Origin of the sequence: Butyrivibrio sp. WCE2006, assembly GCF_000701985.1 — a bacterium.
Classification (GTDB): Bacteria; Bacillota; Clostridia; order Lachnospirales; family Lachnospiraceae; genus Butyrivibrio.
Genome location: NZ_KL370844.1, coordinates 12,052 through 26,183, shown reverse-complemented (window position 1 = coordinate 26,183; position 14,132 = coordinate 12,052). Strand labels below are relative to the sequence as shown.

Below are 14,132 nucleotides of genomic sequence, written 5' to 3'. Positions count from 1 at the left end.
CAAAGCACGGAAGCTGGCTGGACATTGCTGAGATTGAATTAAATGTAATGACAAAACAATGCCTATCAAGAAGAATTGAAAGCATTGACAAGCTTAAGTCTGAACTCTCAGCATGGGAGTCAGAACGTAATGCCAAGCAGGCAAAGGTTAATTGGCAGTTCACTAATGATAAAGCAAGGATAAAACTGATTTCCTTATACCCTAAGCTTGAGTAAATCTCAGGCTTGGAGATTAAATTAATTGTGAACTTGCCACGACACTAGTTTCTCACAGTTCCCACATTCAAATCTTGATGCCTTTTCGTCATTAATCCTCTTTTTTTCTCTTTTTATCATCCTTTCAATTACTTTTTCCATATCTTGTTTCCATTCAACCGACTTTTCTGCCTGACCACAAACTTCATATAAGTCAGAAACGCGGGATCCAGGCAGCTTTTCGTGTGAATACTTACAATGATAAAATTCAAATGCAATTATTTCTTCTTTAATGCTTATAGTAATCACATCGGCAATTTCACCAGAATTATCATCATCAAATATTACATCATACTTTTGAGTATCCTTAAGATGTTTTATTAAGCAATACTGAATACTATCCTTTTTCTTTGTTAGGCCCTGAGATTCTACTGTAATATCTACTCCATTTTCCTTCCAGTTCCACCTCGAAATATTTGTTTTCGGAAATTCTAAAGGTTCCTTTGTATGTAATGTCACATAATAATTTCCTTCCAAGGTAGACTGATCCACAAACTTAATTCTCGGAGGATTCTCATCAAAAAAATCCAACAACGTAACATCTTTATTTTTATAATGTAACGTAACGTGATCTCCAGATATGTGCGTAAAAGCCGCTCCCTCATCATCAACAATCATCTCCATTTCTTCATAAAAGTCGTCGGTTTTAACCTCGAACCGTATTTTATTGTCAACATCTTTTTCTACTAGTTTTATCTCTGATACAAATAGAGATTCTTGGTGATACTGATTTGACAAATACACGTATAAATCATTACACAAATCAAGTTCAACTGGCCAATCTATCCTATATGGCTTAATACTCGGTATTTCTGTTATTTCCTTTGGAATCAGAACGCCCTGTAATAGTTTTGTAACATCGATAGATGTATCTAATATCTTATCAATAATTCGGTCGCACCAATCAGCCCAAAAGGCTACACTCTCGACCCATCTAGACCATATGGTCCCCTTATATGAGCACCCTATGCTAACTTTTCCATTACCATTGTATCCAATACCAAACATATTTGATTTCGTACTTGTAGATTTTTGTGCCTCAGTAATTCCTTCTGCAATATCAACACCTGCAAACATTTTATACCTAATTGGTCCATTTATAGCCGAATTAAGTCCAACTGTTCCAAGCATTAATCTGTTTATTCCATCCAGACATCTAAAGACGCATTCCCCTCTAATCCGCTCTGCTTCAGGAAAGATTGCCTTTGCTATTTTAGCCGCATTGCCCTTTACAGTTGAATTAACAAAAACAACTTTTTTATCTTTACTATAATAAATCAAGTGCAACTCCCAATTTAGGTTGTTAATCTCTCTACAATCTGACCAATCTAATTTTGTCTGAGCAGCCTCAATAATTATCAAAATACTCTTTTCATCATTAAAATAACTTTTGCATCTTTCCTCTCTAAAGACTTTCTTCCAATTATCCCACTGAGGTTTATTCTTATCGGTCTTAAATGATTGCATACTCACTTTGGGCATAAGTTGTCGAATACTAATAGTTATCCCTTCAATTCCATTAACAAGAAATCCCTTCTCCAGCTCCTGTAAACTTACTTCTCTACCAATAGCTTTTTCAGACATATCTGCCAACAAGCTGTTCCAGTCTGAATCTTGTGAATATAAATTACTAATCGATTCCTTCAATGTTTCATTAGCAATATTTGTTATTATCGACGCATCTCCCAATCCACTCATTGTTCTTGCAAATCTTCCTACAAATTGTACAGTAATTGGAAGCGACTGGTACTTGTCATGTATAGCTGCCAGTTTCAAATTTGGAACATCTATCCCCTCACCAAACATATCAACACAAACAACTATTCTTGAATCTAAAGATTTTACAGCTTTTAATCTGTCTCTTTTTTCGCGCGTTGTATTTTTACTCGTAATAATTACAGGATTAAACTTTGAATAATATTTCTTATAAATGTTCTCATACAAATATTCCGCCCTCTCAATTTTTGTAGTTCGGACAAGCAGAATATGTTTTTTTTGCTCAGCAATATCTCTCTCTAAACATTCTATTGCCTTTCTTGCAATAGCCAAATCCCCCTTCTTTTCATTAAATTCATGTATTGGATAAAAGTTTATTTTTTGAAAATAACCATCTTTCTGTGCCTTTTTCAACGGATAATTATATATTATTTTTCCATCTATTTTTTTACCATCATTCCTAAAAGGTGTTGCCGTAAACTGTAGAATTTTCCTGTCTAGAAACCTTTCCCTAAACTTAAGCCACTTTTTTGCCGCTATATGATGCGCTTCATCAACAATCAGTAACTCTGAAAAATCCACAAGTTTCCTACATTCCTCATCATTTAGCATATTTGCGAGTGGCATTGTAGTAACAACAACATTGCTATCAGCTAAAAGAAGATTCCATTCCTCCTCTGTTTTTGGAACTGACTGCAATAATACTACTGTTGGACTAACGCTCTCTTCATCCACAACTCCTATCTTTTTCAAAACACCAAATGTACTCAGTTTAATGACCGTCTGCTCTCTTAATAACTTTGAAGGAACCAGGATGACTGTTCTACTTATTCGTTCATTTAAAATTGTCATAATCATTGTCTCTGTTTTGCCCGTTCCAGTTGGCATTACAACAGTAGCCGGTTCAGAACACACTGACCAATGAGACTGTATTGCTCCTAATGCTCCATACTGAGGAGTTCTTAAGCCTGCTCTATTATCCGTTTCCCTTCTAATTTCCACCTTCCAGCTGTTAACCATATCAACATCAGACAGTGACTCACTATAAATATACTTATAGTTTTTTCCTATTTGTTTTTTTTCCAACTATTTACTCCTCCTCCAGAATACTTTTACATTTTTAATCTGTATCTAATTATCTCAGCTAACGTTTTCCATATTCTACTTTGCAAATAAGTAACTTCATAATTGCAAATCTCCAAGATATATCCTACACAATAAACTGTACAATAAAAATAACAGCTACACTAAAGTAATATCCCAATACAGAATGTATTACTTATTAAAGCATTCTTAACGCAAAATGCAGGGTATGGCTTAACAGCCAATGCCCTGCATATACTTCTGAAATATTTACATATATTCCTATTCTTTTTCATAAACAGTAGTTACTTCAACGACTTTAAAAGACTCCCAATCATCAGGATCTTCTAAATCTGCTTCCTTAACTTCACCAACTGCTATATCATGATTTTCCAAATAATCATCATCAAAATCTTCAAACTTGTTTTGAGCTACTTCATTAGCCTCATCTTCAGTATCGCATACAGCCAGAACTTCGCTTTCATCCAAATCATCATCCTTGAAAGTTTCTAAAAGCACAACATATTTAACCATATCTTTCCCCTTTCTCTATAAAACAATTGTATTTATTTGCTCACTCTGAATTTACCGTTTTACAAATGTTGCTGTTTCTTGTTTATTTTTGGTACTTTGTTCCGGCTGTATCCATGTGTCCTCCACATGAGCCTATAATAATCTTTTTTGCATGTGTTTTCTTATCCAAAACTGTGCCAAAATAGATTCTATAAAATCTCGGATCCGACTCTTTACCTGTATTAGAAGCAATATGTGGCTCTATATTTACTTTTTGTCCCATATACTCATCTTCGTACAGTTTGATTATACTTTTATCTTTTTTTGTGGTAGAACTATTTCCCGGAACGCACTTACAACTTGCTCGTTCATTATATTTAATACATGCTTCATTGAATGACCCCGAGTTATTAATACAATCATATAGTTCCGTCACCATAGTAACCAATACTTCCCACAAAATATCAGGAGAAGTATTGCAGTCATTTAGCGACTTCCAACCCTGTTCTGTCAGGTCTATTCTATCTGTATATAGTGTTGTGAAATAATTAAGCACCCGCATGGTGGTATTGGGATATTCATCCAAATCCCTTATTCCATCCATCGCCTCCTTCGCAACCCTTAATGATTCATATGAAGATTCCATCAAGTCTATCCGTGTTTTATATCCATGAATATCTTTTTTTAACTCATTTATCTGTTCTTCTAAATCCATATTATCGATCTGAAGCTGGATGTTTTCTTCCTCAAGATTATAGTTTTTCTCTGCAAGCACGGTATTGTCTTCAGAAATAACCTTTTCAGAAAGTTCCTTATCACGTTTAATCTTATCAAGCTTAGCCTGGAGTCCGTCTTTTCTAATCAAATCAAGGCATGTTCTGTATCTAAACAAATCATCATAATCATTTATATCCTGTGCTAAAACTCTTCTAAAGATTTTTAGTATTACACTCTCAGACATTTTCCTAGCTTCATCAAAATGAATAAATCTATGTCTACTATAATCATTAGGATTATCTCTATTAATTTGTGGCAAATACAGTCTTATCATTCCTGCTGTGCACTTATAGTTGCTGTCCAACAGAAATTTTAATTCCTCAGCAAACCCCAAATCCATTGAATAATAAACGAGCGCATTCCCTCCCACGCTTTTAATCATTTCATTAGGATCAACGGGCAAATTGATTTTCTCTCTATCGACATAATCCCTTTTAGGAAGAATCAATATTATCGGTATCTTCCTTTTAGGATCCAGCAATAACTGTTTAAAGCTAAACCCCTCTCCTGTACGCAGTTCCATCGCATCAAATAACAATGGATCATCATTGATTTCACACAAAAATCTCTCATCATTCTGAATATTGGGGACAATCCTAGGAACACTGATCTCCGGTTCTGGCATTGTTTCGCCAATGTATCCCATACCATCTGAATATGACAAAACAAATGTTAAATCAGCGGCCTCACCGTTATTGCTTTGATACCCTATCTCTGTCGACCACCATCTCGGCGCATATCCCTGCTGATATTGACGCTCACGGATAATGCAAGCCCATGCAATGCTATTCGGATCACATGGATCAACTCTTCTCACGGATTCTGCAAAGAAGTCTCCATTCTCCGAATAATCGTAGAGCTTTCCTCCTTTTTTAAAGGCTGACCAGCGCTTTATATCACCACTTACCTTTATCCTTTTTGCGGAAAGCCATCTTTTAATATGCAGCACTAGCTCCCACAATATATCCATATTTTCTAAGCCCGCGGCAGGTTTAACAGTAAACTGAACTTTGTAAAACAACTTTGAATTAAGATCATTTTTAATGTCTTGCATAAGAAAGCTCCTCTAGTACCAATACACCTATAATAAACACTCACCCATCACAATCACATGTGCCACAAAAGCATATCTTCATAATCCTAGTTTATTATCTGGAATTTTTCCAGCGTCTACAATTGATCATATTTATAAAGCACGATTCTCCTGTAAATCCCCACTTAACATTATATCCGAATCATTCTTCAATTTTCACATATTTCCTTCCAAAGCGATAGCTTTCTGGAAGTCTCCATAAATGCCTCTTTTTCCCAAATAATCACTCTTTCAATTATATAGAAAAAAGGAATCTAGCGCTATATGAGTCGCTAGATTCCATCTATGGTTAATCCCCTTTTATAACCTGAAGTCCCGTCATTTTATACCAAGGATTATGTCGGGACAGATACTTCCATAAGCTCATAGAGCTTACGTTGTTTGTTAGTTATTTCAGATAGATGATGCTATGTACTTGCTTATATCATTCAAACTCATTTCTTGTCTCCTAAAGCTTTTGATTGTAGTAATCTACTTCCATACTGCTACCATTTTCTTGTTTACAATATGGACAAATATCATATGATTTATCCCGAAAACCAGGAATCTGTTCTTCTACAGTCTGTCTGTATTCTTTTCCACAATTATTGCACGTAACCTTACTTGTACTACAGTCATACTCTTGATAGTCTCCATTTTCATTAAAAGCCCAAAAGCTCATGCAACACCTCCCTATTATTCAAATAAGTAACCAGCACCCTGACCTGTTAATTCTATTACAATTGAGGTATCATCTTCATTTCTTTTTATTCCACGCACAGCAACTACATCTGCACCATCTGGCTCAAAAACCGTAGGCATGATACCGATATTTATCTTTGCTTGAGACAAAAAGCGTAAAAAATGTTTTTTTACAAAAGAATCTCCAATCAATTCCACTTTTTTCCCCGATTTCTTATCTCTTATCCTTGCACACAGCTGCTCGTTTTCATTCAAATATTCCTCAATGTAACATTCCAGTTTATCCAACTCTGATTCCTCCTTTAATATTGTCATCATCAGAGTATCAAAATCTTCTTCAATCTTATAAGAACGATTTTCAGGATTTTCCGGAAATACAGAATTCATAAGCTTTCTAATAGCTCTTATTCTCTTATTTGACCAGTTCTTTTCAAAAGTAGCATATTTAAAAACGTCATATTCCCTAAAAAAAGATGCCCAGTCGTTAATATTTGTATTCTCTATAAACCATTTTTCAACAGGCTCATTTTCTATGAGCATTTTTTCTTTTAGCAAGGTAACTAAACCTAATAATTCAGAATATTGATAGCGCAATTTTTGAAAAGAGAAAAAATCACCTATAAGTTTTTCACGGTATCCAACCATTCGGCTGTCCGTCGTAACATGACCAATTTCTGTCATAAAGTCTTTGTATCCAAATAGCATGTTGACCTGTGATAACACCTCATTTTCGTCTAGTTCCGGATATTTTCCCATAACCAAGGCACATTCAAACAAAAAATTAAATGCGTACTTCCACTCAATTGTAAAATACGCCAATGAGTAAAAGACCATTGATCTATCATCATTTTGAGCAAGTTCTTTCCAAGACAAAACTCTTTTATCGTATTGGGTAGCAATCTCCATAAATCTTGTATTATCAATTTTGTGGACATCGGGCATTCGGTGATTAATAATTGCTTTTATCAAATCCACGTCGCCTATATTATTGATTTCAAAAAAGTTCATTTTTGACAACTCATAGCCATCTATTTTGTCGGAAATATTATCCATGCTTTTAAGAACTGCTTTAGCATTGGCATCAACACCAAATGATCTGATAAACTCTACCTCGTTTCTCTTGGATTCGTTAACAATTGCCATCAATCTGCTATATCTCATTCTTACATCATCTGAAAATTCGTCTCCATTAGTTTTCAAATAATGTCTTAAAGAATACTTTTCCTCGGTAGAATCAAAAGCTTTCTTTATACATTCCAAAATTACTTGATCTACCAAATCATCAATATCTATTACTCCTCCAAACACAGAGTTTAAATAATCAGGATCAAAAAGTAGATAACACATATTTTGTTATAGCCGAACCAATAATAATAATCTTTTTATTCATTTATCCCTATCCTAAAAAACATACGAGAGTTTACTACTTTTTATTATTTCATATAATCAATAAAAGAGTATATGAAAATAGGGTCGGCACATAAAAAAGCCGACCCCGATCCAAGGTTTACAAATTCATTTCCTCGAGATATTTTTTTACATATTCTCGATCTCTAGCCTCATACGGAAGAGGAATACCATAAAATTTTGTGAACTTACACATTCTGCATCCACAGCCTATATGTCCCTTGGAATATGCTCCATCAACTCTAAACCAATCAAGGCCATAAACATCATGACTTACCCGCTTTTTGCGCGTAATAGCCCGGTTTCTCATATCTCTTCTGTACGCTCTGCTTCTTGACATATTTAGTTTAACCACCTTTGATAAGTATTTACCTCCCCTGCAAGGAGTATCAAAGGCAAGTAACCTCCTCACAGGTTAGGCATGTGGTGAAATAACAATAATTCTCTCATATATTCCCTCTGAACATTTTTATATTTCAAGATCACAATTTATATTTCGAATAATATGCTTGAATACTGAAGCAATGAAAATCATGCACATAAAGGAAGAAGAGGACTTTCGTCCTCTCCAGCTGTCATGTTATGAACAAGAATGTCATCAATGTGACACCCAAACAATATACTAAGTCTTACAAGATTATCTGCATTAGGTAAACACTGTCCGCGCTGCCATTTATAAATTGCCTGCTCTGATTCAAGCCCCAGCGCATTTGCCAAATCAAATACCTTGTAGTGGTTCTGTTTACGAAGCTGCTTGATCTTATCACCAGTAGCCTGCATATCCACAAATACTTCAAAAATGTCCATGGTTGCCTCCTCTATTATCAAAAAGAATCTACGACACCATCCCGTTCCAATATAATACCATAAACATTCCCAAGAAAAAATATACCTGTGGTTTAGTTTTAGGCTAAACCTCCTTAATCCCACAAATCCCAAAACCACTTTGAAAACAGTTCAAGTGCCTTGCTCTTGCACTCATCTCTATAATCACTTAGAGCCCTTAATTCATTAAAGTAGCATTCTGATATTTCTTTGTATTCCGGAACATCCCCAAGCATATATATGCGATGTGTTCCTTTTTTCTTTTCCTCAGCTTTTTCTGCCTCAGTCCTGAGTTTTTCTCCAAACATACCATATTTGTTATCAACTCTTCCTGAGCCTTGTCATATTCCTCTTGATATTTATTCTCTCTGGTGCATGTGTCCTCATTCGCCTCATTTAGCAGAAAAATCATCTCCGAAAGAGTTGCCTCCCACTGCTTCACGCCTTCATTGTCAGTTTCCTCAGACATTACATTCTCACATAAAGCGTGAGAAATACTTCCCTGAAAACATGGATAACTATGTGTAGTATCTTTTAAGTGTTGAAGCATCTCTGGCATTACATTAAGGAACCATAAATCTATAGACCAGACATCAGAATCACAATAACCATACTTTATGCGCTGGTAAGCAAACCTTATATTCCGTCTCCATCTTTTGAATTTTTCTTTAGGATTCTCAAATCCATGCGTCTTTTTGTCATAGCATGGATATCCAATCTTCTTAGTCTTATCTCTCACATCCAATTCCTCTATAGCATATTCAAAAGAGGCATGTAAAACCGTACTTCCATGCCCCGTGTACCATTGGCACAAGTTTTCTGTAGCAAGCCTATTTTTGAATTCGATTTCCTAATCGTCTCTGTAACGAAACAATGAACACTTCCTCAATAAAAAATAACCGATAACCAAGAACCGCAACCATGAACACGCTATTTTGCTTAACGGCTGGAGTAAGCATATTAGAACTTGCTACACGGAAAAACCTCAATACTCTACATCAAACTCAAAAGTCTGATTGAACTTATCAAGAGCAATCTGCATAGCAGCAATTTCAGAATCTATGCGTTCATACTCGCTGCTGACAAGCTTAAGATCATAATTTATATACTGATACTCAGGAGCGGCTTTTCTAGCGTTGAGATATCCATAGTTCTCTCTTGTCTTTTCCTGACGCTTACGCATTTTATCCAGAACCATTTTTCTCTTGTTCAGCTGAGCCATTCTGACCAGAATAGTGTCAACTGTCATCTCTGAATCTCCAACAGCTATCTTATTTGTCGCGTTTACCACATTAATGGCATGCTTAATTTTAACAATTTTCTCATCAATTTCTGCTATCTTAGCGGAAACTTCAACATAGTCATAATCCGGAATGACAGGCTCCTCGTCAATTGCAGCTACATATACCTGCCCTTCCTCTTCCTTGTTAAGGTAAAAATTCTTATCATCATTAAGCTTTTTCAAAACCTTATTTGCATACGCAGATGTCATCTTTGCCATTACTAATTCCCTCCTTGATCAAATCTCGTTAACATACTCATAATTCTAATCTGTCCAGAAGCCATTGTCGCTAACCCTGTGGTTAAGTAAATCCATGCACCATTGTGAATAATGTTGTGGCAGAATGCTATAGTATTATCTTTATTTGGTTGTCCCTTCATATAGTTACGGCCAATGAAAGCCGGTGCTATAGCGCCACAATTTGTCGGCATAAGTTACTCCTTAATCCTCCATACACTTATATAAATAATAAATCAGTCAAGCTCAGACTGCATTCAACGCTCCGTTGCAAATCTATCCTACAAATAAGACCAGAGGGAATATCCATCCACTCTGGTCTTATCTAACATGCTTTACTTAATATTTCTTGTTTGAATGACAAAAAAGTCATCCATCTGAATGCCGAGAATCCTACTCAGCATAAATAGATTTTCCGTATCTGGAAGTCCATTTCCATGGCGCCACTTGTTAATTGTCTGAGTAGTAAGTCCCATCAACTCTCCAAGCTCCTTATCAGACATTCCGCTTTCAGAGATAAGATTACTGACTCTTTTTGTAGTAGCTGACATATCAGCTGCCATGACATCTTCGATGTTTGAAAAATCATTTTTCATGTGCACACTCATCCTTTCTAGGACGCATCAATATAGTAGATGCTCCGTAGTGTGCACACTCTTTCTACAGAATATGAAAAAATCTTATATGCGTTTGTTCCAATCATAGTTATTCCTCTTATTTACTATCTCTAACTAAAGATCCCTATTCACTTCAAAACCATTGTTCATTCTGATCATAAGGAATATTTGGATAATCCTTTTCTAGCTCGTCTTTGAAAAGCACTATATGCAAAAGCACAGATGAAAACGCCATCACTTCAATATATCCCAGCCAAAACATAATAGTACCTAAATGATTTCCCATAAAACTCCTTAATGCATAATCAACGTATCCCATCCTGAACTCCTCTCATCCCCTTTTTTATCTTGTAACACAGAATCGCTCCATAACTCTGTCTATATCTGCGATCAACACTTACCTCATGCAACTACATCACATTTACATTCTTCCGCTAATTTCCTAATTCTATTCTCAAGTTCGTTTAGACGAGCACATTTTTTAACCATCTCGTTATATGCATTTATTGGCATATCAAGAAGCATCCTTGTACGGCCAAGCTGATCTGCCCTTTTATTTTTTTCTCTTGGAATGAAAATCACTTCGACCTTTTCAAAACTTTTAGCCAGTTTCGAATTTAATGCAACCTCAGACCAATGATTCACTGCAGACTGATTATCTGAAAATATGCGAACTTTTCCACTAAAATTATAGTCATATATAAGTGACAGCATTACCTTTCCTATTGCAGTCTCAGTTATCCTCTCAATATGCTCATGTTCTCCTGTATAGTCTACGCTTTGTGTGATCAATCGCTGGTCAGTTATCTGTGATTCATATGTCACCTTTCCCCAGCAAAGGATATAACTAAAACTGCCTGCCTTTCCTTTATTCCCCTTCTCATCCCAATTAACCGGATGAATAGTTTCATCTATAAACGCAGTCACGAATGTATGTTCCAGCTCTCCTTGTAAATGTGTTGAATCCACACATTTGCATGGAAGTAACCTATTATCTCTAATTATCCTGGCAGTTGCCTGATTGAGATCTTTACCCCTGCAGTAGGGACAGTTCGCAACATGATACTTTTTGCCAGTCCTTGTAATGTATACCGGCGGAGAATCACTTAAGTATCTATTCTCATTATCTATAGCTTCTGCAATAATATTTCTTGCAGACATATTCCCAAGCTGCTTTAAATACCTTGGCTGATCGAATACCATTTTTATATCTATCCGGTCTCCATCTTTTTCCTGCTGCCTAAGTCCCTCAATCATATCTGCTTCATGCTTGCATACAGCCTGTATCATTTTATCCACGCTCCGATCTAAAGACTCAGCAATACAATTCGGATGCCTGCGCTTAATCGAAGCACACTGCAAGAACAACCCTTTTGCACCTAAAATATATCTTTGAATCTCTTGAGCGGGAATCACAATATCTGTTTCCGTTAACCTTGTAATCATGAGGGAAGTGCTGGATGCTATTCTGGAAACACTGTTCTTATCATTTGCAAGATCAACTTTTCTATTCCTTACTTCATTGTTCTTTGCAAGCTTTTTATAACAATCATATAGGATTTCTTCATCTGTAATAACCTGCATACCGCTCTCCCTTCATTAGAATTGGACATCTTAAAATTTTATAGAATCTTCCGTTATAAACATATTATCAGTTAAGCTGTCCAATAATCCTCCCTTATAGTAGTTGACTAATATACGCAATATTCCTTCTGTTTGTGCAAATATGCGCTATTATTTTTTCACAATTTTATCTAACGATTTGCTAAAACTAAAAGGAGCCAAGGTGCAATACACTCTGCATCTTAGCCCCAATTAGCCCTTATCGAATGCCCATTCATCCGACAATTTTCTTTCTGTCCACTTCAAATATTTTATAAGTTCCATCATTTTTATTTCTTAGTTCTACATCATTTCCTCTTTCAAGTATTTTTCTTAAAGTCATGATTATCTTTACTTCATTATCTGATAATTGGATTACGCTTGTACTCATCTCAGCTCTCCTTTTCATTTTTCATATTCTCTTTTTTATTTATCAATAAAATTTCAGAACTATGGTCATTCTCATCAAAATACGACAAATATACCTCCGAAACAACATCATATGTATCTTTATCAAGCAAAATAACAGATAAGTCTCCCCTATATGAAAGATGGTTACGATACATTATAATTTCATCAAATTTCTCTGAATCATTTATGACTAAAGATATTTTTCTTTTAGCATTTGATTCGAGAAACATATACTTTCCAAGTCTAAATTTGATTTGAAGACTATTTGGAGGTATCTTGTCATCATTAAAATATTTAAAATCAAACCACCATTGTTCAATCTTATGATTGCTAATTGAAAGCGGGAAATCAGGTTTATATCCTTTTATTCGTTTTTCATATCTCAGTGCAACGCTATATTCTATTCCCCTCTCAATTAATTTTCTTCCTATCGCACCTTCAGCTGTTAACTCAAATCTATGGGATTCCTCCCGATATTTTCTCATATCTTCACGGTGTTGTTTTAGTCGTTCTTCTGCAGCAAATGGATCATTTTTATTTTCTGTGATTTCTCTGATAAAAATATCTTCATCGTATTCTCCGCTAGGTATTATATCTATATAATCATCCTGATATCCAGCAGCTATCATGAGATCTTCCAATGTAACACCGTTCTGAGGTTTTGCCTTTGGCATCGCTAATTTCCTCAGTATTTCAGCACTTGGCAAATATCTCCCCTTTAGTATCCCTGTTATATACGAAGCAGCCACACCAGATTCCTCTGCTGTCTTTCTGATAGATCTTTCTCCTATTAATTCCCTGATCACAGCTCCAACTCTGGCTATTTTCTCTATCTTTTCATCATTCTCGAATGCTTTTTCGTTATTAGTGTCCATTTGTAAATCTCTCATGACTATAATCCTAACTATTATTTGATTGGTACCCGTATAATATATATATCTTTATATATTAATGTTTAGTATTTTGAACACATGTGTAAAATAAAAAACTGGCATCTATTTAGAGTTACCCGCACCAGTTAATTTAAGAAACCATTTCTATTCAACGCTAATAATAAAAGATGTTTCATATGTCTCTTAGTGTTTATATGATAGCATCATCGCGTTATAAAATCAACATATTTGTTTAGTATTTTGAACTCGGCTTCAACTATCATATGTTACAGAAATACATTGTAAACAGGATGGGTATGCTCTGTTCTCAAAATGTAAACATGAAAAAAGGAGCAGCATCAAGTTATATAAGGTAGCGTTTTTATAATCAAACTATTCAAAAAGGCACTATTTCAAAGAGAATATAGTGCCTTTTTAATTCATGCAGGATGGTTAGATTATGGTAAAACATATAATATTTTAATCAAACTAAATATGTCATCCAGGTTTGAGTTTTTATGTTGTTTTATACATTTACCAATTCAGTAATAGTTTTACTTACTAAGTCTATGGTACTTTCTCTTATTCCAACATCCCCTGCGATGAAAGTCCAATGAACTATTGCAGATTTTACATCTGCAATAATGCTTTTGGCTCTCTGAGTAGATATGCTGATTGTGGATGCGACCTGAAGCAGGTCCTCTAATTCTATCTTTTCACTTTTGTTATTTAGCGTCATTTGATGGTTGCTTAACCATTTGT

At 35.3% G+C, this 14,132-nt stretch carries 14 protein-coding genes and 2 pseudogenes; 1 reads left to right on the top strand and 15 read right to left on the bottom strand.

Annotation, left to right across the window (positions count from 1 at the left end; genetic code table 11):
• A pseudogene (locus T501_RS21910) lies at positions 1-215 on the top strand (IS630 family transposase); the annotation flags it as partial.
• Positions 216-236: 21 nt separating this feature from the next.
• Here the strand turns inward: T501_RS21910 and T501_RS19570 are convergent.
• The 15 genes and pseudogenes from T501_RS19570 to T501_RS19500 form a co-directional block, all read right to left on the bottom strand.
• Positions 237-3,056: a DEAD/DEAH box helicase gene (locus T501_RS19570; protein WP_050008425.1), complete on the bottom strand. Its 2,820-nt coding sequence runs from the start codon at positions 3,054-3,056 to the stop codon at positions 237-239.
• Between the two features lie 279 nt (positions 3,057-3,335).
• Complete coding sequence (locus T501_RS19565; RefSeq protein ID WP_044917229.1) at positions 3,336-3,587, bottom strand: hypothetical protein; 252 nt, start codon at positions 3,585-3,587, stop codon at positions 3,336-3,338.
• 82 nt (positions 3,588-3,669) lie between these two features.
• Positions 3,670-5,397 carry a hypothetical protein gene (locus tag T501_RS19560; protein WP_044917227.1) on the bottom strand — a complete coding sequence of 576 codons (1,728 nt, stop codon included), beginning with the start codon at positions 5,395-5,397 and terminating at the stop codon, positions 3,670-3,672.
• A gap of 487 nt (positions 5,398-5,884) precedes the next feature.
• Positions 5,885-6,097, bottom strand: coding sequence for a hypothetical protein (locus T501_RS19555; protein WP_044917225.1), 213 nt, complete (start codon positions 6,095-6,097; stop codon positions 5,885-5,887).
• A gap of 14 nt (positions 6,098-6,111) precedes the next feature.
• Positions 6,112-7,464 carry a hypothetical protein gene (locus T501_RS19550; protein ID WP_044917223.1) on the bottom strand — a complete coding sequence of 451 codons (1,353 nt, stop codon included), beginning with the start codon at positions 7,462-7,464 and terminating at the stop codon, positions 6,112-6,114.
• Positions 7,465-7,624: 160 nt separating this feature from the next.
• Positions 7,625-7,864: a hypothetical protein gene (locus T501_RS19545; protein ID WP_035779331.1), complete on the bottom strand. Its 240-nt coding sequence runs from the start codon at positions 7,862-7,864 to the stop codon at positions 7,625-7,627.
• A 191-nt stretch (positions 7,865-8,055) separates the two neighbouring features.
• Complete coding sequence (locus T501_RS19540) at positions 8,056-8,331, bottom strand: helix-turn-helix domain-containing protein (RefSeq protein ID WP_026659545.1); 276 nt, start codon at positions 8,329-8,331, stop codon at positions 8,056-8,058.
• Between the two features lie 196 nt (positions 8,332-8,527).
• The gene (locus T501_RS19535; protein WP_044917220.1) at positions 8,528-9,088 is read right to left on the bottom strand and encodes a hypothetical protein; all 561 of its coding nucleotides are present in this window, start codon (positions 9,086-9,088) and stop codon (positions 8,528-8,530) included.
• A gap of 246 nt (positions 9,089-9,334) precedes the next feature.
• Positions 9,335-9,850, bottom strand: a complete 516-nt coding sequence (locus T501_RS19530) for a hypothetical protein (protein WP_044917219.1) — start codon at positions 9,848-9,850, stop codon at positions 9,335-9,337.
• 353 nt (positions 9,851-10,203) lie between these two features.
• Positions 10,204-10,464: a helix-turn-helix domain-containing protein gene (locus T501_RS19520; RefSeq protein WP_044917217.1), complete on the bottom strand. Its 261-nt coding sequence runs from the start codon at positions 10,462-10,464 to the stop codon at positions 10,204-10,206.
• Between the two features lie 154 nt (positions 10,465-10,618).
• Positions 10,619-10,771, bottom strand: coding sequence for a hypothetical protein (locus T501_RS19515; RefSeq protein ID WP_207641206.1), 153 nt, complete (start codon positions 10,769-10,771; stop codon positions 10,619-10,621).
• A 116-nt stretch (positions 10,772-10,887) separates the two neighbouring features.
• Entirely contained in the window at positions 10,888-12,069 is a 1,182-nt protein-coding gene (locus tag T501_RS19510; RefSeq protein WP_044917214.1) for a ribonuclease H family protein, read from the bottom strand.
• A gap of 253 nt (positions 12,070-12,322) precedes the next feature.
• On the bottom strand, positions 12,323-12,478 hold the full coding sequence (locus tag T501_RS21690) for a hypothetical protein (protein WP_156094540.1): 156 nt from the start codon (positions 12,476-12,478) through the stop codon (positions 12,323-12,325).
• A gap of 1 nt (position 12,479) precedes the next feature.
• Positions 12,480-13,373: a helix-turn-helix domain-containing protein gene (locus tag T501_RS19505; RefSeq protein WP_044917212.1), complete on the bottom strand. Its 894-nt coding sequence runs from the start codon at positions 13,371-13,373 to the stop codon at positions 12,480-12,482.
• A gap of 523 nt (positions 13,374-13,896) precedes the next feature.
• Positions 13,897-14,132: pseudogene (locus T501_RS19500) on the bottom strand (type II toxin-antitoxin system HipA family toxin); the annotation flags it as partial.